We start from the raw sequence: 25,222 nt of genomic DNA, 5'->3' as shown, positions 1-25,222 counted from the left end.
TCAGAACACCTCGGGCGCCGCTCCGATCGTCGCGATCGGCGCCGCGAGCGCCACGCCGGAGCCGTCGCGCTTCATCCCGGAGTCGGGCAGCGCGGCGACCGAGCCGTCGGCCTCGAGCGCGTGCGCGGGACCGGGGCCGACCCACGCCACTCCGAGGGCGGTCTCTCCCTTGAGGAAGCGCTGCGCGCGGACTCCGCCGGTGGCCCTGCCCTTGGCGGGGAACTCCGAGAACGGCGAGACCTTCGCACTGCCGGTGTCGGTCCCCGAGAGGGCCCAGCTGTCGACGGCGACCGTCGCGACGACGGCCTCGTCCCGGTCCTCGGCGGCGACGACGGCGAAGTGCACGACGTCGTCGGTCTCGGCCAGCTTGACCCCGGCCATCCCCGCGGCGGTCCGGCCCTGAGGGCGGACGGCGGACGCGGGGAAGCGCAGCAGCTGGGCCTCGCCGGTGACGAAGACCAGCTCGTCCTCCTCCGCCGACGCGGCCGCGCCCACGACGGCGTCCTTCGGCTTCAGGGCGATGAGCTCGATGTCCGGGCGGTTGGGCAGCTCGCCCGGCGCGACGCGCTTGACGACGCCCTGCTGGGTGCCGAGCGCGATCGGCCGCTCGTCGTCGAGGGCGACGAGCGCGAGCACCCGCTCGTCCTTCGCCAGGTGCGGGAGGTAGTCGCTCATGCGCACGCCCGCGCCCAGCTGCACCGAGGAGGAGGGGACGGCGGGCACGTCGACCGGCGAGAAGCGGAGGAGCCGACCGGCGCTGGTGACCGCGCCGATCTCCGTCCGGCTGGTCGTGTCGAGCACGCTGAGGACGGCGTCGTGCTTCGAGCGGCGCGTGGCGCGCTCGGGGTGGGGAGCGGCCTCGGGGTCGCGGTCGACCCGCACCATGCGGCCGGTGGTGCTCAGCAGCACCCGGCAGGGCACGTCCGCGATCTCGAGCACCGCGGCGGCCTTCCGCCCGGTGGTGGCGACGGAGGGACGCGCCTCGGTGAGCAGGGTGCGCCGCGGGGTCCCGAGGCGCTGGGCGACCTCGTCGAGCTCGTCCGAGACCAGCTCGTCGATCCGTGAGCGGCTGGCGAGGAGGGCCTCGAGCTCGGCGATCTCGGCGAGGAGGGTGTCGCGCTCGGTCTCGAGCTCGATGCGCGAGAACTTCGTGAGGCGGCGGAGCTGGAGCTCGAGGATGTAGTCGGCCTGCAGGGTGCTGAGGTCGAAGACCTCGATCAGCCGGGCCCGCGCCGCCGCGGTGTCGTCGCTCCCGCGGATCAGCTGGATGACCTCGTCGATGTCGAGGATCGCGATGAGCAGGCCCTCGACCAGGTGCAGCCGCTCCTGGCGCTTGCGCAGTCGGTAGCGGGTCCGCCGGGTGACGACCTGCACCCGGTGGCCGATGTAGACCTGCAGCAGCTCCTTCAGGCCGAGGGTGCGCGGGCCGCCGTCGACCAGCGCGACGTTGTTGATCGAGAACGCGTCCTCGAGGGGCGTGTAGCGGTAGAGCTGCTCGAGGACGGCCTCCGGGCTGAAGCCGGTCTTGATCCCGATGACGAGCCGGAGGCCGTTGTCCCGGTCCGTCAGGTCGGTGACGTCCGAGATGCCGCTGAGCTTCTTGTTCTGGACGCCGTCCTTGATCTTGTCGATGACCTTCTCGGCGCCGACGAGGTAGGGCAGCTCGGTGACGACCAGGCCGGACTTGCGCGCGGTGATGCTCTCGACCGAGACGCGGGCGCGGGTCTTGAAGCCGCCCCGGCCGGTCGCGTAGGCGTCGCGCACGCCGGCGAGGCCGACGATCGTGCCACCGCTCGGGAAGTCCGGTCCGGGGACGAACGACATCAGGTCGTCCAGGGACGCGTCGGGATGGGCGATCAGGTGCCGGGCCGCCCCGATCACCTCCACGAGGTTGTGGGGCGCCATGTTCGTCGCCATGCCGACGGCGATGCCGCTGGCCCCGTTGACCAGCAGGTTCGGGAACGCGGAGGGGAGGACCTCGGGCTGGTCGTGCGAGTTGTCGTAGTTCGGGACGAAGTCGACGACGTCCTCGCCGAGGTGCTCGGTCATGGCCGTGGCGGCCGGGGCGAGGCGGGCCTCGGTGTAGCGGGCCGCGGCCGGGCCGTCGTCGAGGGAGCCGAAGTTGCCGTGCCCGTCGACGAGGGCGACCCTCATCGTGAACGGCTGGGCGAGGCGGACGAGCGAGTCGTAGATCGAGGCGTCGCCGTGCGGGTGCAGCTTGCCCATCACCTCGCCGACCACGCGGGCCGACTTCACGTGGCCGTGATCGGGCCGCAGCCCCATCTCGCTCATCATGTAGAGGATCCGGCGCTGCACCGGCTTGAGGCCGTCGCGGGCGTCGGGCAGGGCCCGCGAGTAGATGACCGAGTACGCGTACTCGAGGAAGGACCCCTCCATCTCGGCCGAGACGTCGACGTCCTCGATGCGCTCGGTGAGCGAGGATCCGGAGGAGGGGGCTGCAGCGTTCATGACTCGATTCGGTGGCGGGCGCGGGACGGCGGCGGGGGACTGCACCGCCCTGCGACGCTCGACGGGACGGGCGGAGCGGAGACGGCGCCTCGCGGACGGGACCGGCCCTCCCGTTCACGCGGACGCTCCGCTGCACCGGCCCGGCGGGGACGGCGGCGCTGTGCGAAACTGGGCGCGATGACCCACATGCTACCGCCAGCCCCCGACGGGCGGCGGAGCCTCGCCGACGTCCTGCCGGGCGCCCTCGACGCGCTCCTGGGCCGCCCCGGCCTCTTCGGCTCGCCCCGCGTCGAGCGGATCGTGGTCGTCCTCGTCGACGGCCTGGGTGCCGCGAACCTCCGCCAGCGCGGGGGCCACTCGCGCACACTCGCTCCGGCCCTCAACCGCGGCACCACGCTCGTCTCGGGCTTCCCGACGACCACCGCGGCGGCCCTGGCGAGCCTGACGACGGGCCTGCGCCCGGGCGGGCACGGGATGGTCGGCTACCGCGTGCTCGACCGCGCCTCCGACCGCCTGGTCAACCAGCTCTCCGGCTGGGACGAGGGCATGGTGCCCGAGACGTGGCAGCCCCACCCCACGGTCTTCGAGCAGGCCTCGGCCGCCGGTGTCCGGGCCGGAGTGATCGGCCCCGCGCGGTACGCCCGCTCCGGTCTCACGCGGGCGATCCTGCGCGGCGCCGAGTACCACTCCGCCGGCGGCGTCGCCGAGCGCTTCACGGCGGCGCGCGCCCTGCTCGACGAGGGCGGCCGGCAGCTCGTGTACCTCTACGTCCCCGAGCTCGACCAGGTGGCGCACGCGCGCGGCTGGGAGTCGCCGGAGTGGACGGCAGCGCTCGAGCTCCTGGACGGGGAGGTCGGCGGAGCGGTCCGCGGGCTCTCCGCCCGCGAGAGCGTGCTGGTCACCGCCGACCACGGCATCGTGGACGTTCCGGCGTCCTCGCACGTGCTCGTCGAGCGGGGACCGCTGCTCGAGGGCGTCCGGCACCTCGGCGGAGAGCCCCGCTGCCTGCAGCTGCACCTCGAGCCGGGTGTGGACCCCGACGAGGTGGCGCGGCGCTGGCTCGAGGCGGAGGGCGCACGCGCCTGGATCGCGACACGCGACGGGGTCGCTGCGAGCGGCTGGTTCGGCGAGGTCTCGCCGGCGGCGGCCGAGCGGATGGGCGACGTGTTCGTCGCGGCACGGAGGACCATCGCCTACTACGCGGCGGACGACTCCTCCGGCCGCTCGATGATCGGGCAGCACGGGTCGCTCACGCCGGAGGAGACGCAGGTGCCGCTCCTCCGCTTCGGCGCGCTGGCCTGAGCCGGGCCGAGGGGACGGGGGCACCGTCCACTCCGGCGGAGCCGCGCCGGTTGAGGGTCAGTCGTCGCTGCGCGCTCCGAAGACGATCTCGTCCCAGCTCGGCATCGACGCCCGCCCCCTGCGGAGGCTCCCGCGCACGCCCGACGGCTGCTCGGGGACCGGGGGAGCGGTGCGCGGCGGCTCAGGTGCCTTCTCGACGGGAGGAGCGGCCTCGGCCTCGGGCTCCGGCTCCTCGCGGACGCGGAGGCTCGAGGCGTGATCGCGCTCGCCCCGGCGCCGCCGCAGGGCGTCGAGCAGGTCGGCGGTGTCGTTGAGGTTGCGCTCGCGCTGCTCCGTCGTGCTCGTGACGGGGCGGGGGAGCGTCGAGATCGGGCGCGGGGTCTCGGAGAGGGCCGGCTGCGGTTCCGTGTCGGAGGGGCGGACGGCGGCCGGCCGGGCGTGCGGCATCGCGGCGGGGCGGCCGGCGGTGGGGTGGTCGGCCCGGGCGGAGCGGCTCGGCGCCTCCGCGGACTCCGTGTCGAAGCGCGTGGCGAGCTCGTCGACGGCGGCGGGGATGACGGCGCGCAGGCGCGGGATGAGGGTCGGCCGGATCTCGCCCTGCTGCGAGAGCGTGATCGCCTCGGAGGTCAGCGGCGACAGCAGCGCCTTCCGCGGGTCGAAGCGCCAGCGGGCGTCGTGGTCGATCTCGTCGGAGCGGAAGAGGAGCTTGACGACCCAGCCCTCCTCCTCCTTCCAGCTCGACCACTGCTCGCCCTCGGCGCCGAGCGACGCGAGGCGGTCGCGGATGACGTCGCCGAAGGGCGTGCCCTCCTCGAGGGGATCGGGGTCGGTGGTCGTGTAGACGCGCACGGCGAGAGCGGACGCGACGATGTGCTCGCGCTCGGCCGTGACGGGTCCCTCGAAGCGCTGGACGTAGCCCAGGTCGGCGCCCGTGAGCTCGGCGACCTCCTCGGCGGAGAGCCCGGAGCGGATGTGGGCCTGGATCTCGCGGGGGGAGACGCGCTTCTCGCGCGGCGGGAGGGTGTGGACCCGCGGCCGCAGCTGGCTCTGCAGCGTCTCGTCGATGCGGACCGAGAAGCGCTCGCCACCCTCGGACACGAGGACGAGCGATCCGCCCTCGACGCCGATCACCTTCAGTTCCATCATCGTGGGGACCCTCCTTCTGGACGCGGACCGGGCAAGGATGCCACGCGCCCGGGCGATCGGCCGGGAATACCCCGGGCGGGTCGAAAGTTGGTGCGGAAGGAGGCGGGGCGAGCGGGTGTCAAGAGCCGTTCGAGGTGGTTTGCGAATCGATGCGTCGTGATGCACACTGACCCCGCCGATTTGTTGAACAGCAGAAATAAGAAGTGGATGGGAATGGCTACGGACTACGACGCCCCCCGCAAGACCGATGACGACTCCGAGTCGATCGAGGCCCTGAAGGAGCGAGTCCCCGACAAGATGTCCGGAGTCGTCGACGTCGATGACGCCGACAACCCGGGCGGATTCGAACTGCCCGGTGCCGATCTGTCCGACCTCGATCTGGACGTCGTGGTCCTTCCGCCTCAGGCGGACGAGTTCACGTGCGTGAGCTGCTTCCTCGTGAAGCACCGCTCGCAGATCGACCACGAGGAGAAGCTCGGACCGATCTGCCTGGAGTGCGCCGCTTAAGCGCCTCCCGGCTCCGAAGGACGACCGCTCCGTCGCCGTGATCCCCGGATCGCGGCGACGATGTCGTCCGGGCGGCGAGTGGAGACCAGCCAGTACGGCGTCGGGTCGGCCGGATCCTCGATCGGGACCCGCACCACCTCCTTAACCCAGCCGCGGATGACCAGGTACGCCCGCGCGTCCAGGCGCGTCCCGCGCTCGGCGAACGCCTGGTCCCCCGAGTAGGAGGACGGCTCGCCCACGAGGTCCAGCGGGATGTGCGCGCGGCCGACGCGCAGCTCCCCCTCCGCCACCTCGATCACGGGGGAGAGCGCCAGCAGCGACAGCACGCAGCCCGCGTACAGAACGACCGCGACGATCACCCCGACCGCGAGGTCGATGGGCGCGAACACCAGGATGCTGGCGGGGATCACGAGGGCGGTGGCGACGAAGAGCCAGGGCGCGGGCCACAGCCTCTCTCGGTAGGACGGCATGACCCTATTGGATCAGACGTTTGGTCTACCCTCGTCACGTGCCTGCAACCGTCGACGTCCCGATCACCGCGGACCGGCTCCCCTCCTACGCCCGTCCGGGCGACGCGGGAGCCGATCTCCACTCGACGGAGGACGTGGTGCTCGCCCCCGGTGAGCGCGCCTCCGTCGGCACAGGGGTGGCCGTCGCCCTCCCGGAGGGCCACGCCGGCTTCGTCGTCCCCCGCAGCGGGCTGGCCTTCAGGCACGGCATCACCGTCGTCAACGCCCCCGGAACGATCGACGCGGGCTACCGCGGCGAGATCCGGGTGGCGCTGCTGAACACCGACAGCCGCGAGACGTACCGCGTCTCGGCGGGGGACCGGATCGCGCAGCTCGTGATCGTCCCCGTCGTCCAGGCGAGGTTCACGGCCGTCGACGAGCTTCCCGAGTCGGTCCGCGGCACGGGCGGCTTCGGATCCACCGGGTACGCCGCCGGCGCCCAGGAGACCAGAATCCACGAGGAGAGCGCATGAGCGACATCCAGCCCACGGCCGGCGAGGCCGCCGAGCCCGTCCAGCAGGACTTCGAGAAGTCGGCGCCGGAGGACCGCGCGGAGGCCGGGCCCCTGGACGAGCGCGAGGCCAACCCGGTCCGCCCCTACATCGACCTCGGCGGGGTGAAGGTGCTTCCCCGCGAGGGCATGCACATCCGCCTCGAGGTCGAGGAGGGGACCAAGCGCGTCATCGCCGTCGGCCTCGACTACGCAGGGTCGACGCTGCAGGTGCAGCCCTTCTCCGCGCCGCGCTCCTCGGGCCTCTGGCACGAGATCCGCGGCCAGATCGCCGAGCAGATCGGCCGTCAGGGCGGATCGACGACGGAGCGCGACGGCGTCTTCGGTCCGGAGCTCGTCGCCGAGCTCCCGATCGCCGGCGGCCAGACCCGCGTCGCCCGGTTCGTCGGCGTCGACGGTCCGCGCTGGTTCCTCCGCGGCGTGATCGCCGGAGCCGGAGCCGTCGACGAGCAGGCGGCCGCCTCGGTCGAGGAGCTCTTCCGCAGCATCGTCGTGGTCCGCGGCAGCGGCCCGATGCCTCCGCGCGACCTGATCCCGCTGAAGGTGCCGACCGGCAGCCAGACCCAGCAGAGCGCGAGCTGACCGGCATGGAGCCGGTGCGGCCCGAGGACCCGGCCCGATCGGAGGAGCCGGTCCGGCCCGAGGTGGGCGACGCGATCGCGCAGGCCGCCCGCCGCTCGGGACTCGGCGCGGTCGCCGACGGCGAGCCGTTCGACGGGAAGGCGCTGCTGCGCACCATGGGCGGCGTCCGGGGGATCCTCGAGGCCGTCGTGCCCGGCATCGCCTTCGTCCTGCTCTACACGGTCACCTCGGAGCTGGTGCTCTCGCTGGTCGCATCCGTCGGGCTCGCCGTGGCGTTCACGGTGGCGCGGGTGCTCGGCCGGACGCCGGTGATCCAGGCCGTCGGCGGGCTGCTCGCCGTGGTGGTCTCGGCCGCACTGGCGCTGTTCACCGGGCGGGGCGTCGACAACTTCGCCCTGGGGCTGCTCACCAACCTCGTCTACGGGCTCGTCTTCCTCCTCTCCGTCCTCGTGCGCTGGCCCCTGATCGGCGTCGCCGCCGGCTTCCTGATGGGGGACGGCACCGCCTGGCGGTCCGATCGGCGCAAGCGCCGCCTCTTCGTCGCCCTGACCCTCGCGTGGGCGGGGCTCTTCCTCCTGCGCCTGGCCGTGCAGTACCCGCTGTTCCTCGCCGAGGACACCACGGCGCTGGGCATCTGGAAGCTGGCGCTGGGCCTGCCCCTGTACGCGCCGCTGCTGGTGCTCACCGTGCTCGCCGTCCGGGCCGAGTACCGCGGAGCCGGCGAGCGCGCCGATGCGGGCGATGCTCCGGATCGTGCATAGAATTGTCTCGACGTCGAGATAAATAGCGCTCGCCTCCCCACGCCGTCGCGGCGAGGTCGACCGGGCGCCTCGGCGTCGAGGAGTTAGGTCCTCCTTGGTGGCAGGCCGCTGTGCGCGGTCGTCAAGATGAGGACGGAGAGCGGCTCCGCCCGTCGGCGGACGCTGCAGTCAGCGAAGGAGAGGGCGACGTGTCCGCGGTAGACAGCTTTGGATCGAAAGACACCCTGAAGGTCGGCTCGACCGACTACGAGGTGTTCCGCATCGACCGGGTCCCCGGTCACGAGAAGCTCCCGTTCAGCCTCAAGGTGCTGCTCGAGAACCTCCTCCGCACGGAGGACGGCGCGAACATCACCGCCGACCACATCCGCGCCCTCGGCGAGTGGGTCCCGGAGTCGGAGCCCGACACCGAGATCCAGTTCACGCCGGCCCGCGTGGTCATGCAGGACTTCACCGGCGTGCCCTGCATCGTCGACCTCGCCACCATGCGCGAGGCCGTCGCTGCCCTGGGCGGCGACGCGAACCGGATCAACCCGCTCGCGCCCGCCGAGATGGTCATCGACCACTCCGTCATCGCCGACCTCTTCGGCACCGAGGACGCGCTCGAGCGCAACGTCGAGCTCGAGTACGAGCGCAACGGCGAGCGGTACCAGTTCCTCCGCTGGGGCCAGACCGCCTTCGACGACTTCAAGGTCGTCCCGCCCGGAACCGGCATCGTGCACCAGGTCAACATCGAGTACCTGGCCCGCGTCACCATGACCCGCGAGGTGGGCGGCGCGCTGCGCGCCTACCCCGACACCTGCGTCGGCACCGACTCGCACACGACGATGGTCAACGGCCTCGGCGTGCTCGGCTGGGGCGTCGGCGGCATCGAGGCCGAGGCCGCGATGCTCGGCCAGCCCGTCTCGATGCTCATCCCGAAGGTCGTCGGCTTCAAGCTCACCGGCTCGATCCCGACCGGCGTGACCGCGACGGACGTCGTGCTCACCATCACGCAGATGCTGCGCAAGCACGGCGTGGTCGGCAAGTTCGTCGAGTTCTACGGGGCCGGTGTCGCCGCGGTGCCGCTCGCGAACCGCGCCACCATCGGCAACATGAGCCCCGAATTCGGCTCCACCGCCGCGATGTTCCCCATCGACGACGTGACCCTCGACTACCTGCGCCTCACCGGCCGCAGCGACGAGCAGATCGCCCTCGTCGAGCAGTACTCCAAGCTGCAGAAGCTCTGGCACGACCCCGCGGTCGAGCCGGTCTTCAGCGAGTACCTCGAGCTCGACCTCGGCACCGTCGTCCCCTCGATCGCCGGCCCGAAGCGCCCGCAGGACCGGATCGAGCTCTCGTCCGCCAAGACGCAGTTCGAGTCGGATCTCACCAACTACGCGGACGTCTCGCACGACATCGTCGACCTGACCATCGCGGAGTCGTTCCCCGCCTCCGACCCCGGAGAGCTGCAGCCGCAGGACGAGCACAGCAGCCACGAGCACACCCACCGCTCGCACGCGCCGGCGACCGCCTCCAAGCCGACCACGGTCGAGCTCGGCGAGGGCGGGACCTTCACGATCGATCACGGCGCCGTCGCGATCGCGGCGATCACCTCCTGCACCAACACGTCGAACCCCTCCGTCATGCTCGCGGCCGGCCTGCTGGCCCGCAACGCAGCGCAGAAGGGCCTGAAGGCCAAGCCGTGGGTGAAGACCACGCTGGCACCCGGGTCGAAGGTCGTCACCGACTACTACGAGAAGGCCGGCCTGACCGAGTCGCTCGAGGCTCTCGGCTTCTACACGGTCGGCTACGGCTGCACGACCTGCATCGGCAACTCCGGCCCGCTGCTCGAGGAGATCTCGGCCGCGGTGCAGGACAACGACCTCGCCGTGACCGCCGTGCTCTCGGGCAACCGCAACTTCGAGGGCCGCATCAACCCGGACGTGAAGATGAACTACCTGGCGAGCCCCCCGCTCGTCATCGCCTACGCGCTCGCCGGCTCGATGAACTTCGACTTCGAGGTCGACGCGCTCGGCACCGACTCCGACGGCAACGACGTGTTCCTCAAGGACATCTGGCCCGACGCGGCCGAGGTGCAGGCGACGATCGACTCGTCGATCGACAAGTCGATGTTCGACACGCAGTACGCGGGCGTGTTCGACGGCGACGAGCGCTGGCGCGCGCTGCAGACCCCCGAGGGCTCGATCTTCGAGTGGGACGAGTCGTCGACCTACGTGCGGAAGCCCCCGTACTTCGACGGCATGACGATGGAGACGACCCCGGTCACCGACATCGCCGGTGCCCGCGTGCTCGCCAAGCTCGGCGACTCCGTCACGACCGACCACATCAGCCCCGCCGGCTCGATCAAGGCCGACAGCCCCGCCGGCCGCTACCTCGACGAGCACGGCATCGACCGCAAGGACTACAACTCCTACGGCTCGCGCCGCGGCAACCACGAGGTGATGATCCGCGGCACGTTCGCGAACATCCGCCTGCGCAACCAGCTGCTCGACGGCGTGGAGGGCGGCTACACCCGCGACTTCACGCAGCCGGACGCCCCGCAGTCGTTCATCTACGACGCGTCGCAGAACTACCAGGCCGAGGGCACCCCGCTCGTCATCCTGGGCGGCAAGGAGTACGGCTCCGGCTCGTCGCGCGACTGGGCGGCCAAGGGCACGAGCCTGCTGGGCGTCAAGGCGGTCATCGTCGAGAGCTTCGAGCGGATCCACCGCTCGAACCTCATCGGCATGGGCGTCGTCCCGCTGCAGTTCCCCGCGGGCGAGAGCTGGGAGTCGCTGGGCCTGGACGGCACCGAGTCGATCAGCATCTCGGGCATCGAGGAGCTGAACGAGGGCGTCACCCCCAAGACGGTCCACGTCGTCGCCGAGCCGACCGAGCACTCGGCCGAGGGCAAGCGGACCGTCGAGTTCGACGCGGTCGTCCGCATCGACACCCCCGGTGAGGCGGACTACTACCGCAACGGCGGCATCCTGCAGTACGTGCTGCGCTCGCTCGTCTAGATCAGCCGCAGAGCGTGTGCGCCTTCCCTGCGGGGGAGGCGCACACGCGTTCCCGGGGGCCCCGTGCGTAGACTCGGGAGACGTCCCCACCTCGCTCACGACCCCGGAAGGCGGCGCGCATGGCTGTTCTCGAGACCATCGGCGGTCCTCGCGATCTCGATCGCCTGACCGCGGCCGAGCTCGAGACGCTGGCGCAGGAGATCCGCGACTTCCTCGTGCGCGAGGTCTCGAAGACCGGCGGCCACCTGGGCCCGAACCTCGGCGTCGTCGAGACGACCATCGCGATCCACCGGGTCTTCGACTCGCCGCACGACGCGATCGTGTTCGACACCGGACACCAGTCCTACGTCCACAAGCTGCTCACCGGTCGCCAGGACTTCTCGAAGCTCCGGCAGCGCGGCGGCCTCGCCGGCTACCCGCAGCGGAGGGAGTCGCCGCACGACATCGTCGAGAGCTCGCACGCCTCCAGCTCGCTGTCCTGGGCGGACGGCATCTCCCGCGCCTTCACGATGACCGGTCAGACCGACCGCCACGTCGTCGCGGTCGTGGGCGACGGCGCCCTCACCGGCGGCATGACCTGGGAGGCGCTGAACAACATCAGCGACGACAACTCCCGCGGGCTGGTCATCGTGGTCAACGACAACGGGCGCTCCTACGCCCCGACCATCGGCGGCATGGCCCGCTTCCTCAACGGCGTCCGCACGCGGCCGACCTACCGCACGATGCACCGCGGCTCCCGGGCCGTCTCGGAGCGGCTGGGCGGCCCCGCCGCCGCCGTCTACCGCGGCGTGCGCGGCGGGCTCCACGGCTTCCTCAGCCGCTTCATCAACAACGAGGCGCTCTACTCCAACCTCGACATCAAGTACCTGGGGCCGATCGACGGACACGACCTGACGGCGATGGAGGAGGCCCTCCAGCAGGCGAAGGACTACGGCCAGCCGGTCATCGTCCACGCGATCACCCAGAAGGGCAAGGGCTTCGGTCCGGCCGTGCACGACCTCGCCGACCAGTTCCACGCCGTCGGGCAGATCGACCCCGAGACGGGCGAGCCGCTGAGCGCGGCCGGGGCCCGATCGTGGACCTCGGTGTTCGCCGAGGAGATCGTCACCCTGGCCGACGAGGACCCGACGATCGTCGGCATCACGGCCGCCATGCTCCGGCCCGTCGGTCTCGACCGCCTCGCGGAGAAGTACCCGGAGCGCGTCTTCGACGTCGGCATCGCGGAGCAGCACGCCGTGACCTCGGCCGCCGGTCTCGCCTTCGGCGGGCTGCATCCGGTCGTCGCGCTGTACGCCACCTTCGTGAACCGCGCCTTCGACCAGGTCTTGATGGACGTCGCACTGCACCGCGCGGGCGTCACCTTCGTACTGGACCGCGCCGGAGTCACCGGGCCCGACGGTCCGAGCCACCACGGCATGTGGGATCTGGCGATCCTGCAGGTCGTTCCGAACATCCGCCTCGCCGCTCCGCGCGACTCCGTGCGCCTGCGCGAGGAGCTGCGCGAGGCCGTGGGCGTCATCGACGCGCCGACCGTGGTGCGCTTCTCGAAGGGGAGCGTCGGCGACGAGATCGACGCCGTCGAGCGCCTCGGCGACGGGGTCGACGTGCTCGCCCGCGCCGAGCGCAAGGACGTGCTGCTGGTCACGGTCGGACCGATGGCCGCTATGGGTCTCGAGGTCGCTCAGCGGCTCGCGGCCCAGGGCATCGGAGCCACCGTCGTCGACCCCCGCTGGGTCGTGCCCGTGCCCACCAGCATCATCGAGCTCGCCCGCGAGCACCGCATCGTCGTCTCGATCGAGGACGGGGTGCGCGTCGGCGGGATCGGCACGCGCATCCGCCAGGACCTGCGCGAGGCCGGCGTGGACACCGCGGTGACCGAGCTCGGGCTGCCCGACCAGTTCCTCGACCACGCCAAGCGCGAGGAGATCCTCGAGGACGTCGGACTCACTCCCCAGCACATCGCTCGCGACGTCGTCGCGCAGGTGCTGGGCAGCAAGATCCCGGTCGCCCGCCCGCTCCCGGACGAGGTCGAGGCCCGGGACGACGCCCGCAGCGACTGATCGGCCGTCGGGACCCGTCCCTCAGGCGACGCGCGGAAGAGGCGCCGGATTCGATCCGGCGCCTCTTCCGAGTCACTGCACTCCGCGTCAGTCGACGCCGCGGATCGCGGGGTGGTGGAACGTGTCCCCGAACGCCCGCTCGCTCGCGCCGACCCGGTCGAGGTAGGGCGTGAGCCCGCCCATCTGGAACGGGTAGCCCGCGCCGAGGATCAGGCAGAGGTCGATGTCCTCCGCGGCGTGCACGACGTCGTCGTCCAGCATCCGCTTGACCTCGTCCGCGAGACCCGTCTCGACGCGCAGCCGCAGCTGCTCGGCCGTCATCGGCTCCGTGCCCCCGGCGACGATCGCGACCGCGCGCTTGTCGACGCCCTTCACCCGCCCCTTCGCGTCGCGCTCGAAGACGCGGCCGAGCTCGGCGAGGCGGTGCAGGTTGGGGCTGTCGAAGAAGCGGTCGGGGAACGCGGCGTGGTGGGTGTCGAGCACGTGCGCGCCGACCTTGAGGCCCACCAGCTCGAGCAGCTCGAACGGGGTCATCGGCAGGCCGAACGGAGCCAGCGACTGCTCGACGACCTCGAAGGGTGTGCCCGTGTCGACCGCGTGCATCGCCTCGCCCAGGACCTTCGCCAGCACGCGGTTCACCACGAAGCCCGGGGTGTCGCGCGTGATGACGGCGTTCTTCTTGAGCTTCGCGGCGGTGACCATCGCCGTCGAGAGGGTCTCGTCGTCGGTGTGCGGCGTCCGGACCACCTCGATCAGCGGCATGACCGCGACCGGGTTGAAGAAGTGGAAGCCGACGAGGCGCTCGGGGTGCTCCAGCCGCTCGCCGATGCGCTCGACGGAGAGGGACGAGGTGTTGGTCGCGAGCACCGCCGTGGGCGAGACGTAGCGCTCGATGTCGGCGAACACGTCCTGCTTCACCGACAGCTCCTCGAAGACCGCCTCGATCACCCAGTCGGCGTCGGCGAAGTCGGAGCGGTCGGTCGTGCCGGTGATCAGCGCACGGAGGCGGTTCGCGTCGTCGGGGGAGACGCGTCCCTTCGCCAGCAGCGCGTCTATCTCGGCGCGGATGCCCGCGACGCCCTTGTCGACCCGCTCCTGGTCGAGGTCGGTGATGACCACCGGCACCTGGAGGCGGCGGAGGAAGAGCAGCGCGAACTGCGAGGCCATGAGGCCCGCGCCGACCACCCCGACCTTGGTGACGGGCTTGGCCAGCGCCCTGTCGGGCGCTCCCGCGGGACGCTTGGCGCGCTTCTGCACCAGATCGAACGCGTAGATGCTCGCGCGGAACTGGTCGCCCGAGATCAGGTCGGCCAGCGCCTCGTCCTCGGCGGCGAAGCCCTCCTCGCGGGTAGTGTTCTTCGCGGCCTTGAGCAGCTCCAGCGCGCGGTACGGAGACGCCGCGACCGTGCCGATCCGCGACTCCAGCTGCTTGCGCGCGATCGAGATCGCGACGTCCCACTTGACCAGCCGCTCCAGCTTGCCGGGCGCGTTCGGCCGCTCCACCTTCACGGAGCCGCCGATCACGCCGTCGGCCCAGCGGAGCGAGTCCTCGAGGAAGGCGGCGGGCGGGAAGATCGCGTCGGCGATGCCGAGGTCGAACACCTCCTGGCCCTTGAGCGTGCGGTTGTTCTTGAGCGGGTTCTCGACCACGACCTTGAGGGCGTTCTCGACGCCGATCAGGTTCGGCAGGAGCCACGCGCCGCCCCAGCCGGGGATGATGCCGAGGAAGACCTCGGGGAGCCCGAGCGCGGGGATGGAGGAGTCGACCGTGCGGTAGTCGGCGTTCAGGCCGATCTCGGTGCCGCCGCCCAGGGCGAGGCCGTTGATGAAGGCGAAGGACGGCACGCCCAGCTCGGCCAGCATCCCCAGCGTGCGGTGACCCAGGCGCGCCAGCTGGCGGCCGAGCTCACGGCTCGGGATGGCCCCGACCTTGCTGAGGTCGGCTCCCGCGGCGAGGATGAACGGCTTGCCGGTGATGCCGACCGCCTGGATCTCGCCGCGCGAGGCGCGCTCCTTCTGCGTGAGGAGGACGTCCGCCAGCTCGAAGAGCGACGCCGGCCCGAAGGTGTTGGGGCGGGTGTGGTCGCGGTCGTTGTCGAGCGTGATCAGGGCGAGCGTGCGGCCGCTGGGCAGCGGCACGTCGCGGACGTAGGAGTGGGTGACGACCTCGCCCTCGGCGAGGTCCACGAGGTTCTCGAATCCTTCGAGCATGGGTCAGCGTCCCTTCCGTCGTCCGCGCTTGCCGTCGTAGTGCGGGTTCTCCCAGATCACCGTGCCGCCCTGACCGAGGCCGACGCAGAGGGCCGTCACGCCGTAGCGGACCTCGGGGTGCGACTCGAACTGCCGGGCCAGCTGGATCATCAGCCGGACCCCGGAGGAGGCGAGCGGGTGGCCGATCGCGATCGCTCCGCCGTACTCGTTGACGCGCGGGTCGTCGTCATCGAGGCCGAAATGGTCGAGGAAGGAGAGCACCTGCACGGCGAACGCCTCGTTGAGCTCGAAGAGCCCGATGTCCTCGATGCCCAGGCCCGCCTTGCGGAGCGCCTTCTCGGTCGAGGGGACCGGGCCGATGCCCATGATCTCGGGCTCGACGCCGGCGTACGCGAAGCTCACCATCCGCATCTTCGCGGACAGGCCCAGCTCCTGCGCGGCGTCGGCGCTGGCCAGGAGCGACACCGTCGCTCCGTCGTTGAGCCCGGAGGAGTTGCCCGCGGTCACCCGGCCGTGGGGGCGGAACGGGGTCCGCAGGCCCGCGAGGCCCTCGAGGGTCGTCTCGGGGCGCGGTGCCTCATCGGCGGTCGCGAGGCCCCAGCCCGCGCCGCTGCGCGTGGCGACGGGGACGAGGTCCGGCTGGATGCTGCCGGCGGCGTACGCAGCGGCGAGCTTCTGCTGGCTGCGCAGGGCGTAGTGGTCGGCGCGCTCCTTCGTCAGGTGCGGGAAGCGGTCGTGGATCCGCTCCGCCGTGCGGCCCATGTTGAGCGCGTCCTCGCCGACGAGGCGCTCCGAGAGGAAGCGCGGGTTGGGGTCGGCGCCGAAGCCCATCGGGTGCCGGCCCATGTGCTCCACGCCGCCGGCGAGGACCACGTCGTAGGCGCCGAACGCGATGCCGCCCGCGGTCGCGGTGACCGAGGTCATCGCTCCGGCGCACATGCGGTCGATGGCGAAGCCGGGCACCGACTTCGGCAGCCCTGCGAGTAGCGCCGCCGTGCGGCCGAGGGTCAGGCCCTGGTCGCCCTGCTGGGTGGTGGCGGCGATCGCCACCTCGTCCACCCGCTCCTTCGGCAGCGCGCCGTTGCGCTCCAGCAGACCGATCATCGCCTTGACGACGAGGTCGTCGGCTCGGGTCTGCCAGTACATGCCCTTCTCGCCGGCACGCCCGAACGGAGTACGGACTCCGTCGACGAACACGACTTCGGATCTCTCGGCCACAATGCCTCCCAGGAACTCACGGTCGCCGTCGATCGTAGGAACCGGCACCGCGCAGCCGGAATCCTTTGCCGCTTCCTACGAAGCGGTTTCGGTGCCCTCGGCCGGCGCTTGGGCCGCTTCGACAAACGCGGTGGCGATCGAGCCCGACGTGGCCTCGACCTGCCAGGCGCGGGCGCCGGCGCGGGTGAGCTCCGCGGCGACCGACTCCGCGGTCAACGGCTCGGGCGGGTTCCAGGCCACCCGGCGCAGCAGCTCCGGCGTGAGCAGGTTCTCGACCGGGAGCGAGAGCAGCTCGGCGATCTCGGTGACCACGGCGCGTCCCGCCTTCAGGCGCGCGTCGGCGGCCGGGTTGCGATCGCCCCACGCGCGGGGAGGGGGGAGCGTGTCGGCGGCCGGGCGGGTCGGGCTCGGCAGGTCCTCGGTCGTCGTCCCGCGCTCGATCGCGGCCCACCAGCGCTCGACCTCGCCGCGGCTGGCGCGGCCGGTGAAGTCGCGGCGGCCCGAGAGCTGGCCGATGCTGGTCGGGATGTTGCGGGCGACCGCGATGATCGAGGAGTCGGGGATCAGGCGGCCGGGAGCGATGTCGCGCTCGCGGGCGAACGCGTCCCGGGCCAGCCAGAGCTCGCGCGCCACGGCGAGGGGGCGCGGGCCGCGGAGCGAGTGCATGCCGGAGAGGCGGCGCCACGGGTCCGGCGGGACCGCCTTCGGGGCGCGCGCGAGCGTCGCCTCGAACTCCTCGCGGGCGATGCGCGTCTTCCGCGCGGCGATGAGCATCTCCTCCATGCGGTCGCGGAGGTCGACGAGGAGCTCCACGTCCTTCGCGGCGTAGACGAGCCAGCTCTGGGGGAGGGGGCGGGTCGACCAGTCGGCGGCCGAGTGCTCCTTGGCCAGGTGGATGCCGAGGAGGTCCTCGACGACGGCGCCGAGGCCCACCTTGGGCAGTCCGAGGAGCCGGGCGGCGAGCTCGGTGTCGAAGATCCGCACCGGGTCCAGGCCCACCTCGCGCAGGCAGGCGAGATCCTGGCTGGCGGCGTGGAGGACCCACTCCTCCTGGCCGATGACCGCCTGCAGAGCGTCCATCCGGCCGATGGCGGGGGGATCGAAGAGAAACGCGCCGGCGCCGCGCCGGTAGACCTGGATCAGGTACGCGCGCTGCGAGTAGGTGAAGCCGGAGGCGCGCTCGGCGTCGACGGCGACGGGGCCCTCGCCGGCGGCGAGGGCGTCGACCGCGGCGAGGAACTCGTCGGGCGTGGAGAGGACACGGTAATCAGTCACGGTTGTTCCGTCGGAAGGCGAGCGGGGTCACACCGTCGCTCGATACGGGCGGGAGACCCGCGAGCATGCACAACAGCTCCCCCCACCCTTCCACGTGAGCGGCGAGCTGCGCATCATCCGGGCTCCAGGAGGCGCGGATCTCGATCTGCGCACCGTCCCCCTGAGCGGCCAGCTCGCCGAAGCCGGTGGAGAGCACCTTGGTCGCCGTGCCGGACGCGGCGGAATAGGAGGCGCCCCGCGCCCCGAGGGCGTCGATGAGCCAGGACCAGGCGACCTCGGCGAGGAACGGATCGGTGCCGATCTCGACCTCGAGCGGGGCCTGGGCGAAGCAGACGACACGGAAGGGGCCGCCCCACTGCTCGGGCTCCTCGGGGTCGTAGAGCAGGATGAAGCGCCCCGTGCCCAGCTCGGAGTCGCGTCCGTGCGCGTGCGGCGCGACGTCGCCCGACAGGGCGAGGGCCCAGGGCGCGAGACCCGACGGCGAGGCGATCTCGGACACGGTGAGCTCGGCGCGCGTGGCAGCGGCGCGGATCGACTCCGTCGCGACCCGGAACTCCTCAGGGAGCTGGGACGACGCTGGGAATTCGGGCACGATCGCAGACTAGGGTTCCGACGCGCCCGGGACGCGGAGGCACGCCGGGTGGGCGGCTCTCAGCGCGTGCGGCTCCAGCGGGCGTAGACGGCCCCGGAATCGTCCGCGGCCAGCAGCGTCAGGGCGTAGGCGTCGTCGACGACGGCCGTGCCCGTCGCGACCGGGAGGCCCGGGAGGACCACGCGCGGCGAGGTGGTGAGGCACAGCTCGTCGACCCGGCCCGAGGCGAGGAACTGGCCCGAGAGCGAGGCGCCGCCCTCGCAGACGACGCGGTGCAGGCCGAGCCCGGCGAGAGCCTCCAGGAGCTCATCGACGCCGATCCGCTCCGAGGAGGACGGGACCCGGACCACCTCGACGCCGGCGGGGAGCCCCTCCACCGCGCCGCGCGACTCCGGCACCAGCAGCAGGACCCGGGAGCCCTCCTGCAGCTCCAGGCGGTGCCCGGTGAGATCGCCCGAGGCGGAGACGACGGCGAGCGGGACCCGCCGGGGGACGCGGTAGCCCTCGGCGCGGACGCTCGCGGCTCCGACGAGGACGACGTCGGCCTGCTCGCGGACGACTCCGAGGATCGTGCGGTCGACGCGGTTGGTGAGCGTCTCGCTGGTGCCGTCGGAGCCGGTGCTGGAGCCGGTGACGCTCGCGATCATGTTCAGGCGCACGCGCACCGCCTCGTCGGGACGCCAGGCGTCAGCGACCGCCGCTCGCGCGCCCTCCTCGCCGATCACGATCGGCGGACCGGCGGGGACGAGCGGCCGGAGGATCATGCGGCCAGGTGCGCGCGGACCTGCCGCTTGGTGCGGCCGAGCAGCGCGGTCATGCCGCGCAGGCGCAGCGGCGAGACCGCCTCCGAGAGGCCGATGGTCTGCGGGAAGTCGTCGGGGACGGCGAGCACCTGCTCGGGGGTGAGCCCGGCCAGGCCCTGCGCCAGGATCGACGCGAAGCCGCGCGTCGTGGGCGCCTCGCGGGGAGCAGTGGCGTGCAGGTGCACGATCCCGCCCTCCACATCGACGACGATGAAGACGGGCGCCTGGCACTCCTCCACGCGCTCGAAGAGGTCCGGGTGGTCGCGGTAGCGCTCGGGCAGGTCGGGGAGCTCGTTCGAGAACTCGAGCAGGAGCTGCAGGCGCTCCGGCTTCTCGAGGGCGAGGAACTCCTCGCGGATGTCGCGCAGAGCGTCGGGGAGCGTGGTGTCGGTCATCCGGTCCAGTGTCTCATCGGGGGAGGGGCGGCGGGCGGTCGCAGCGGAGGCCGGGAGCCCGGATCCGGCCCGTCGACGGGCGGATCGGCGCTCCCGGCCTCCGTCGTGACGCGTCAGCGGGCCGCGGGGGCCTCGCCGGGCTCGGCGCCCTGCACGATCGGGACGCGGACAGCGCTGCCCCACTCGGTCCAGGAGCCGTCGTAGTTGCGGACGCCCTCGAAGCCGAGGAGGTGGGTCAGCACGAACCAGGTGTGGGCGGAGCGCTCGCCGATCCGGCAGTAGGCGATGACGGAGTCGCCGTCCTTCAGCCCCGCGCCCTCGCGGTAGATGCCGTTCAGCTCGTCGAGGGGGCGGAAGGTGCCGTCCTCGGCGGCGGCCCTGCCCCAGGGCACGTTCTGCGCGCTCGGGATGTGACCGGCGCGCAGGGCGCCCTCCTCCGGATAGGCCGGCGCCGTGGTGCGCTGCCCGGTGAACTCCTCCGGGGAGCGGACGTCGATCAGCGGGTTGCCGAAGTGCGCGAGGACGTCGTCCTTGAAGGCGCGGATCTCGGCGTCGCTGCGCTCGACGACGGGGTACTCGGCGGGCTCCGGGGAGGAGGCGTCCGTGGTCGTCGGGCGGCCCTCCGCGAGCCACTTGTCGCGGCCGCCGTCGAGCAGACGGACGTCCTCGTGGCCGAAGAGGGTGAAGACCCAGAGCGCGTAGGCGGCCCACCAGTTGTTCTTGTCGCCGTAGACGACGACGGTGGTGTCGCGGGCGATGCCCTTGCCGCCGACCAGCGCGGCGAACGCGGCACCGTCGATGTAGTCGCGCTGCACCGGGTCGTTGAGGTCGGTGTGCCAGTCGATCTTGACGGAGCCGGGGATGTGGCCGGTCTCGTAGAGCAGGACGTCCTCGTCGGACTCGACGACGACGAGACCGGGAGTGCCGAGGCGCTGCTCGAGCCAGTCGGCGCTGACGAGCCGTTCGGGGTGCGCGTAGGAGGCGAACTTCGGCGACGGATCGGTTTCGACGGACAAGGAAGACCTCCAGGATGGTGCGCGGAGCGCGGGCGTGATTCCACGGCGGGCTACGCTGGAGCCCGCCCTTCAGCGACAGTACGCGTCCGCGGACGACGCCGCACGGAGGGCGCCGTAAGAGTTCGACACAGAACCGCGGCGGCTCCGTGCCCGGTGCGGCCGCCGCCACTGAGCGCACGGACCCCCGCCGTGCGCAGGATGCGAGACGCGAGTGAGCCCCGACGACGTCCGATCGACGAGCAGCCTGACCGCCCGCTCGCCCCAGATCAGCGGGCACGAGATCGCGTCGACGCTGGTGCCCCCGCGCCAGTTCGAGGGCGCCACCTTCGAGAGCTACCGTCCCGACCCGGAGTACCCCTCGCAGGCCGACGCGGTGGATGCTCTCCGCGCGTTCGCCGCCGGCGGCGGATCCAAGGGCGGCGGAGGCGGCTTCCTGGGCTTCGGCCGGAAGAAGGCCCCCGCGGTCAAGCCGGGCGTGTACCTCGACGGCGGCTTCGGCGTCGGCAAGACCCACCTGCTCGCGGCGATCTGGCACGCGGTGCCGGGCCGCACCTACTTCGGGACGTTCATCGAGTACACCGCGCTCGTCGGCGCGCTCGGCTACGCGGCGACCGTCTCGCTCCTCAAGGGCTCGGCGCTGCTGTGCATCGACGAGTTCGAGCTGGACGACCCGGGCGACACGATGCTGATGACGCGGCTCCTCGGCGAGCTGGTCGCCTCCGGGACCCGCATCGCCGCGACCTCGAACACCCCGCCCAACGCGCTGGGCGAGGGGCGCTTCGCCGCAGCGGACTTCCTCCGCGAGATCCAGTCGATGGCCGCCCACTTCGAGACGATGCGGATCGACGGCACCGACTACCGGCGCCGCGACATCGAGGGCCACGCCGTGGTGCGCACCGACGAGGAGATCGACGCTCTCGTCGCGGCCGCCCCCGCCGGCTCCGTCGTCACCGACGACCCGTTCGCGGACGCCGTGCACCACCTGGGCACCGTGCACCCCTCCCGCTACATCAAGGTGATCGACGGCGTCGACACCATCGTGCTCCGGGGCGTCACCGCTCTGACCGACCAGACCGACGCCCTGCGCCTCGTGGCCTTCATCGACCGGGTCTACGACGCGCAGATCCCGGTCCTCGCCTCCGGGACGCCCCTCGACGAGGTCTTCGGCGGCGACATGCTGAGCGGCGGCTACCGCAAGAAGTACCTGCGCTCGATGTCGCGGCTCATCGCGCTCACCTCGATGGCGCCCCGCTCCTAGGGGCGGATCCGCTCTCCTCCCGGCGTTCCCGGGGTCGTCGTCGTGCCGTCCGCCAGCGCGCCGTAACGCGCTTTTTACACAGGGGCCTCGGCCGTAACCTCCGCGAAACGCGGTGCCTCACGGGACGAAACCTCGCGCCACCAGACTGTCGGCTACCCGAGGTGACCCGACACCCGCGTGTCTCCAGGCCGTGCTCCGACGCAGCGTCCTCGCTCCGGGCTTTTCTCTGCACACTCACGAGAGGTTCAACAATGGATCAAGGCAATACCGCGTTCCTGCTCATCGCAGCCGCGCTGGTCCTGCTCATGACCCCCGGGCTCGCCTTCTTCTACGGCGGCCTGGTGCGTGCGAAGAGCGTCATCAGCATGATGATGCTCAGCTTCGGAGCCATGGGCCTCATCGGGGTCCTCTGGGTCCTGTACGGCTACGCGATCGCGTTCGGCAACGGCCCGTCCGGCCCCGCAGGAACCGACACCTTCGTCGGCATCGACGGCGTCCTCGGCATCGACACCGCCCAGATCGGCCTGCAGGGCATCTACAACGACGCGCTCGGCGAGCAGACGTCGGCCTACCCGACGCTGGCCTTCGCCGCGTTCCAGGCGACGTTCGCGATCATCACCGTCGCGCTCATCTCCGGCGCCATCGCGGACCGGGCGAAGTTCGGCGCCTGGATGGTCTTCGCCGGCGTCTGGGCCACCGTCGTCTACTTCCCGGTCGCCTCGTGGGTCTTCAACTTCACCCTCGGCGACGACGCCACCGTCGTCGACGGCGGCTGGATCGCCTACGGCGTCGGCGCGATCGACTTCGCGGGCGGCACCGCCGTCCACATCAACGCCGGAGCGGCGGCCCTCGCCCTCGCCCTGGTGCTCGGCAAGCGCGTCAACTTCACCAAGGGCGCGCACCAGCCCCACAACCCGCCGTTCGTGCTCCTGGGCGCCGGACTGCTGTGGTTCGGCTGGTTCGGCTTCAACGCCGGCTCCGAGCTCGCCGCCGACGGCATCGCGGCCGTCGCCTTCCTCAACACCATCGCCGCTCCGGCCGCCGCGATCCTCGGCTGGCTCGTCGTCGAGAAGATCAAGGACGGCAAGCCCACCTCGATCGGCGCCGCCTCGGGCGCGGTCGCGGGCCTCGTCGCGATCACCCCGGCGTGCGCCAGCCTGTCGCCGTTCTGGGCGATCGTCCTGGGCGTCATCACCGGCGCCGTCTGCGCCCTGGCGATCGACCTCAAGTACCGCCTCGGCTACGACGACTCGCTCGACGTGGTCGGCGTGCACCTGGTCGGCGGCCTCATCGGAACGCTCTACATCGGCTTCTTCGGCACCGGCGTGGGCCTGTTCCTCACCGGCGACGCGAGCCAGCTCGGCAAGCAGGCCCTCGCGGCCTTCACCGTCCTCGCCTACTCCTTCGTCATGACGCTCCTCATCGGCTGGATCATCCAGAAGACGATGGGCTTCCGCGTGAAGAACGAGGACGAGATCGCCGGCATCGACACGGCCATCCACGGCGAGGCGGGCTACGTCCTGGCGGACTGACCCCCTCCTCCGCAGCACCCGACGGGGTGCCGGCTCTCCGGAGCCGGCACCCCGTCGGCGCGTCCGGGACGGGCGACCGCCGGGCGCGCCCCCGCGGGCGGGCGGCCGCGGATCCGGGCTAGGGTTCCGGGGTGCCCTCCTCGCGCTCGGTCGTGTCCCTGCTCCTCCGACTCCTCGGCCGCGCGGTCGCCCCGCGCCCGGACGCCGGGCCCCGCCCGCAGCGCCCGTACCTGAGCACGACGGCGCCGACCCCGGGCGCGAGCGGAGTGGGCCGCACCGTCGAGGTCGACCCGTCACGGCTCCGCGGGGTCCGCCTGGGCTACGCGCCCACGCCCGACGGCGACCCGGACCCGGGCGAGGTCGTCTGGACCTGGGTGCCGTACGAGGAGGACGACGGCCGCGGCAAGGACCGCCCGGTGCTCGTGCTCGCGGTCGAGAAGTCGGGGACAGTGCTCGCCGTGCGGCTGAGCTCGAAGGAGCACTCCGACTACCTGGCCGTCGGGACCGGCGGCTGGGACCCGGACGGGCGCCCCAGCTGGGTCGACCCGGAGCGCGTGTTCCGCGTGCACCCCGCCGGGATGCGCCGCGAAGGAGCAGCTCTGGAGCGTGCTCGGTACGACGCCGTCGCCCGGGTGCTCTCGGCGCGGTACGGCTGGCACTGAGCGCTCGACGCCGTCGAGCGGCCACGAGTGGTCGCCGCTGAGCGCCTCAGGGAAGATCCCTGCCCGTCGAACGAGGGCCGTGCTCCTCGGAGGAGGCGTCAGACCGGGTCGATCGGCACGAAGCCCGCGTACTTCGCGGCGCGGCCGTCCCCGGAGGACGTGCCGGTGAGCCTGCGCCGCACCCACGGCGTGACGTGCTGCCGGTAGTACTGCACGGTTCCGCCGCGCCGGAGTGCGGCCTCGGGAGCGTCGGGCAGCGCGGCGGGCGGCGTGAGCCCGAGCGCCCGCAGGACCCGGTCGGCCACCCGCCGGTGTCCCCGCGGGCCGAGGTGCAGGCGGTCCTCCGACCACAGCGCCGGATCGGCGAAAGCGGGGTCGTGCCAGTTGTCGGCGACGACCACGTCGGTCCGGTGGCTCGTCCGGCGCAGGACGGCGTCGGTCAGCGCGTCCCCGCGGCGACGGATGAGCGAGCCGAGCGGGAGCCGCGGCGACGGGTCGGCGCCGGCCAGGGCGATCAGCACGACGCCCTGCTCGTCGCAGCGCTCGAGAACGCGGAGGTAGGCGTCGGCGATCCGCTCGATGTCGGCCCGCGGGCGCAGCATGTCGTTGCCGCCGCCGTTGAAGGAGAGGTGGGTCGGACCCAGGGCGAGCGCGGGCTCGAGCTGCTCGTCGAGGATCGGCGCGATGAGCCGGCCCCGGATCGCGAGGTTGGCGTACTCGATCCGCTCACCCGTGGCCGCCGCCCATCCCGCGGCCGCCAGATCGGCCCAGCCGCGCGGGGTGCCGTCCGGCCGCTCGTCGCCGACGCCCTCGGTGAAGGAATCGCCGATCGCGACGTAGCGGACGGCCGTCATCGGCGGGTTCCGGAGGTGCGCATCGTGGCACTGTACCGCTCCGCGGCCGGGCTCAGGCGCGGCGCCTCAGCGGGGTGACCGGTGCCGAGCGGATGCTGCTGGGGCGGGCGGGAGTCGCGGCGCCCGGCGCTGCGGCGAGCAGCTCCTCCTCGGGCCGGGTGCCGGGCCGATGCTCGCGCTCGGGACGCGGGGCGGCCCGGAACCAGGCGGCCAGCGCGGACGACCGGCGGTGCCTCCGGTGGTCGCGGTCCAGCTCGGCGGTGCCCCGGTAGCCGGAGCCCCGGGCGATGCGGTCGAGGCCGCCGAGAGCGACGGGGGTGCTCGCCATCAGGACGGCGGCCAGCTCGAGTCGGCGGAGGGCGAGGTGCTCGTCGAGGCCGAGCCCGTAGCAGCGGCGGAACCGCAGCCGCAGCAGCAGGGCGGGCATCCGCAGCTCGGCGGCGAGGTGGTGGACGGTGAAGCGCCGATCGAGGTAGCGCTCGTTGACGAGGGCGGCCGCCGCGATGGCGACGACGTCGACCGGCCGGCGGGAGGCGGCGAGGCGGGGGGTGGGGGTTCGG

At 72.4% G+C, this 25,222-nt stretch carries 22 protein-coding genes; 10 read left to right on the top strand and 12 right to left on the bottom strand.

Annotated elements, in window-relative coordinates:
* Positions 1 to 2,469 carry a DNA topoisomerase (ATP-hydrolyzing) subunit A gene (locus C5C39_RS14205; RefSeq protein ID WP_104222110.1) on the bottom strand — a complete coding sequence of 823 codons (2,469 nt, stop codon included), beginning with the start codon at positions 2,467 to 2,469 and terminating at the stop codon, positions 1 to 3.
* 177 nt (positions 2,470 to 2,646) lie between these two features.
* Between C5C39_RS14205 and C5C39_RS14200 the strand changes: the two genes are divergently transcribed.
* Positions 2,647 to 3,771 carry an alkaline phosphatase family protein gene (locus C5C39_RS14200; RefSeq protein ID WP_258075845.1) on the top strand — a complete coding sequence of 375 codons (1,125 nt, stop codon included), beginning with the start codon at positions 2,647 to 2,649 and terminating at the stop codon, positions 3,769 to 3,771.
* Between the two features lie 57 nt (positions 3,772 to 3,828).
* Here C5C39_RS14200 and sepH read toward each other — a convergent pair whose 3' ends face one another.
* The gene (sepH, locus tag C5C39_RS14195; protein WP_104232567.1) at positions 3,829 to 4,917 is read right to left on the bottom strand and encodes a septation protein SepH; all 1,089 of its coding nucleotides are present in this window, start codon (positions 4,915 to 4,917) and stop codon (positions 3,829 to 3,831) included.
* Between the two features lie 213 nt (positions 4,918 to 5,130).
* Between sepH and C5C39_RS14190 the strand changes: the two genes are divergently transcribed.
* Positions 5,131 to 5,424: a DUF4193 domain-containing protein gene (locus C5C39_RS14190; protein ID WP_055792269.1), complete on the top strand. Its 294-nt coding sequence runs from the start codon at positions 5,131 to 5,133 to the stop codon at positions 5,422 to 5,424.
* Here C5C39_RS14190 and C5C39_RS14185 read toward each other — a convergent pair.
* Positions 5,421 to 5,894 (bottom strand): DUF3093 domain-containing protein, encoded by a 474-nt coding sequence (locus C5C39_RS14185; protein WP_104353673.1) that lies wholly within the window; start codon positions 5,892 to 5,894, stop codon positions 5,421 to 5,423. The two genes, C5C39_RS14190 and C5C39_RS14185, sit on opposite strands and share 4 nt — an antisense overlap.
* A gap of 38 nt (positions 5,895 to 5,932) precedes the next feature.
* Between C5C39_RS14185 and dut the strand changes: the two genes are divergently transcribed.
* From dut to dxs, 5 genes are all read left to right on the top strand, one after another.
* A complete protein-coding gene (gene dut, locus C5C39_RS14180; RefSeq protein ID WP_104222105.1) occupies positions 5,933 to 6,406 on the top strand; it encodes a dUTP diphosphatase in 474 nt (157 codons plus the stop codon).
* Positions 6,403 to 7,026, top strand: coding sequence for a DUF3710 domain-containing protein (locus C5C39_RS14175; protein WP_104248032.1), 624 nt, complete (start codon positions 6,403 to 6,405; stop codon positions 7,024 to 7,026). Before dut ends, C5C39_RS14175 begins: the two co-directional genes overlap by 4 nt.
* Before the next feature lie 5 nt (positions 7,027 to 7,031).
* Positions 7,032 to 7,787 carry a DUF3159 domain-containing protein gene (locus C5C39_RS14170; RefSeq protein WP_104353672.1) on the top strand — a complete coding sequence of 252 codons (756 nt, stop codon included), beginning with the start codon at positions 7,032 to 7,034 and terminating at the stop codon, positions 7,785 to 7,787.
* A 188-nt stretch (positions 7,788 to 7,975) separates the two neighbouring features.
* Positions 7,976 to 10,786 carry an aconitate hydratase AcnA gene (gene acnA, locus C5C39_RS14165; protein ID WP_104222099.1) on the top strand — a complete coding sequence of 937 codons (2,811 nt, stop codon included), beginning with the start codon at positions 7,976 to 7,978 and terminating at the stop codon, positions 10,784 to 10,786.
* A 119-nt stretch (positions 10,787 to 10,905) separates the two neighbouring features.
* Positions 10,906 to 12,846 carry a 1-deoxy-D-xylulose-5-phosphate synthase gene (gene dxs / locus C5C39_RS14160; RefSeq protein WP_104353671.1) on the top strand — a complete coding sequence of 647 codons (1,941 nt, stop codon included), beginning with the start codon at positions 10,906 to 10,908 and terminating at the stop codon, positions 12,844 to 12,846.
* Positions 12,847 to 12,933: 87 nt separating this feature from the next.
* On the opposite strand, the gene C5C39_RS14155 is transcribed toward dxs, so the two are convergent.
* From C5C39_RS14155 to C5C39_RS14125, 7 genes are all read right to left on the bottom strand, one after another.
* Entirely contained in the window at positions 12,934 to 15,057 is a 2,124-nt protein-coding gene (locus C5C39_RS14155) for a 3-hydroxyacyl-CoA dehydrogenase NAD-binding domain-containing protein (RefSeq protein ID WP_104353670.1), read from the bottom strand.
* Positions 15,058 to 15,060: 3 nt separating this feature from the next.
* Positions 15,061 to 16,275, bottom strand: a complete 1,215-nt coding sequence (locus C5C39_RS14150) for a thiolase family protein (protein ID WP_104353669.1) — start codon at positions 16,273 to 16,275, stop codon at positions 15,061 to 15,063.
* Between the two features lie 75 nt (positions 16,276 to 16,350).
* The gene (locus C5C39_RS14145) at positions 16,351 to 17,550 is read right to left on the bottom strand and encodes a ribonuclease D (protein ID WP_104296142.1); all 1,200 of its coding nucleotides are present in this window, start codon (positions 17,548 to 17,550) and stop codon (positions 16,351 to 16,353) included.
* Positions 17,543 to 18,142 (bottom strand): DUF3000 domain-containing protein, encoded by a 600-nt coding sequence (locus tag C5C39_RS14140; RefSeq protein ID WP_104222090.1) that lies wholly within the window; start codon positions 18,140 to 18,142, stop codon positions 17,543 to 17,545. The genes C5C39_RS14145 and C5C39_RS14140 overlap by 8 nt, the downstream gene beginning before the upstream one ends.
* Positions 18,143 to 18,201: 59 nt before the next feature.
* Positions 18,202 to 18,906: a dihydrofolate reductase family protein gene (locus tag C5C39_RS14135; protein WP_104296141.1), complete on the bottom strand. Its 705-nt coding sequence runs from the start codon at positions 18,904 to 18,906 to the stop codon at positions 18,202 to 18,204.
* The gene (locus tag C5C39_RS14130) at positions 18,903 to 19,340 is read right to left on the bottom strand and encodes a SufE family protein (RefSeq protein WP_104222086.1); all 438 of its coding nucleotides are present in this window, start codon (positions 19,338 to 19,340) and stop codon (positions 18,903 to 18,905) included. The genes C5C39_RS14135 and C5C39_RS14130 overlap by 4 nt, the downstream gene beginning before the upstream one ends.
* A 113-nt stretch (positions 19,341 to 19,453) precedes the next feature.
* Positions 19,454 to 20,356, bottom strand: coding sequence for a sulfurtransferase (locus tag C5C39_RS14125; RefSeq protein WP_104232576.1), 903 nt, complete (start codon positions 20,354 to 20,356; stop codon positions 19,454 to 19,456).
* Positions 20,357 to 20,567: 211 nt separating this feature from the next.
* Here C5C39_RS14125 and zapE point away from each other — a divergent pair, with 211 nt between their 5' ends.
* The 3 genes from zapE to C5C39_RS14110 all read left to right on the top strand — a co-directional run bounded on the left by zapE (position 20,568) and on the right by C5C39_RS14110 (position 23,808).
* Entirely contained in the window at positions 20,568 to 21,614 is a 1,047-nt protein-coding gene (zapE, locus tag C5C39_RS14120) for a cell division protein ZapE (RefSeq protein ID WP_104296140.1), read from the top strand.
* Positions 21,615 to 21,865: 251 nt separating this feature from the next.
* Entirely contained in the window at positions 21,866 to 23,146 is a 1,281-nt protein-coding gene (locus C5C39_RS14115) for an ammonium transporter (RefSeq protein ID WP_104222080.1), read from the top strand.
* Positions 23,147 to 23,277: 131 nt separating this feature from the next.
* Entirely contained in the window at positions 23,278 to 23,808 is a 531-nt protein-coding gene (locus tag C5C39_RS14110; protein ID WP_167299028.1) for a type II toxin-antitoxin system PemK/MazF family toxin, read from the top strand.
* A 98-nt stretch (positions 23,809 to 23,906) separates the two neighbouring features.
* Here the strand turns inward: C5C39_RS14110 and C5C39_RS14105 are convergent, their stop codons facing one another.
* Together C5C39_RS14105 and C5C39_RS17625 are read right to left on the bottom strand one after the other, a co-directional pair.
* Positions 23,907 to 24,662: an SGNH/GDSL hydrolase family protein gene (locus C5C39_RS14105; RefSeq protein ID WP_104353668.1), complete on the bottom strand. Its 756-nt coding sequence runs from the start codon at positions 24,660 to 24,662 to the stop codon at positions 23,907 to 23,909.
* A 52-nt stretch (positions 24,663 to 24,714) separates the two neighbouring features.
* Positions 24,715 to 25,222, bottom strand: a 508-nt coding sequence (locus tag C5C39_RS17625; RefSeq protein WP_219813344.1) for a hypothetical protein, incomplete at its 5' end; no start/stop codon positions are given.

It is taken from the genome of Rathayibacter sp. AY1F3 (assembly GCF_002931975.1).
Classification (GTDB): Bacteria; Actinomycetota; Actinomycetes; order Actinomycetales; family Microbacteriaceae; genus Rathayibacter.
The sequence above is the reverse complement of the archived record's forward strand: the minus strand, read 5'-3'. Positions and strand labels throughout refer to the sequence as shown.

Coding starts and splice junctions, on each gene's coding strand:
- C5C39_RS14205 (WP_104222110.1), bottom strand. CDS start 2,469: ATGAACGCTGCAGCCCCCTCCTCCGGATCCTCGCTCACCGAGCGCATC.
- C5C39_RS14200 (WP_258075845.1), top strand. CDS start 2,647: ATGACCCACATGCTACCGCCAGCCCCCGACGGGCGGCGGAGCCTCGCC.
- sepH (WP_104232567.1), bottom strand. CDS start 4,917: ATGATGGAACTGAAGGTGATCGGCGTCGAGGGCGGATCGCTCGTCCTC.
- C5C39_RS14190 (WP_055792269.1), top strand. CDS start 5,131: ATGGCTACGGACTACGACGCCCCCCGCAAGACCGATGACGACTCCGAG.
- C5C39_RS14185 (WP_104353673.1), bottom strand. CDS start 5,894: ATGCCGTCCTACCGAGAGAGGCTGTGGCCCGCGCCCTGGCTCTTCGTC.
- C5C39_RS14175 (WP_104248032.1), top strand. CDS start 6,403: ATGAGCGACATCCAGCCCACGGCCGGCGAGGCCGCCGAGCCCGTCCAG.
- C5C39_RS14170 (WP_104353672.1), top strand. CDS start 7,032: ATGGAGCCGGTGCGGCCCGAGGACCCGGCCCGATCGGAGGAGCCGGTC.
- dxs (WP_104353671.1), top strand. CDS start 10,906: ATGGCTGTTCTCGAGACCATCGGCGGTCCTCGCGATCTCGATCGCCTG.
- C5C39_RS14155 (WP_104353670.1), bottom strand. CDS start 15,057: ATGCTCGAAGGATTCGAGAACCTCGTGGACCTCGCCGAGGGCGAGGTC.
- C5C39_RS14135 (WP_104296141.1), bottom strand. CDS start 18,906: ATGATCCTCCGGCCGCTCGTCCCCGCCGGTCCGCCGATCGTGATCGGC.
- C5C39_RS14130 (WP_104222086.1), bottom strand. CDS start 19,340: ATGACCGACACCACGCTCCCCGACGCTCTGCGCGACATCCGCGAGGAG.
- C5C39_RS14115 (WP_104222080.1), top strand. CDS start 21,866: ATGGATCAAGGCAATACCGCGTTCCTGCTCATCGCAGCCGCGCTGGTC.
- C5C39_RS14105 (WP_104353668.1), bottom strand. CDS start 24,662: ATGACGGCCGTCCGCTACGTCGCGATCGGCGATTCCTTCACCGAGGGC.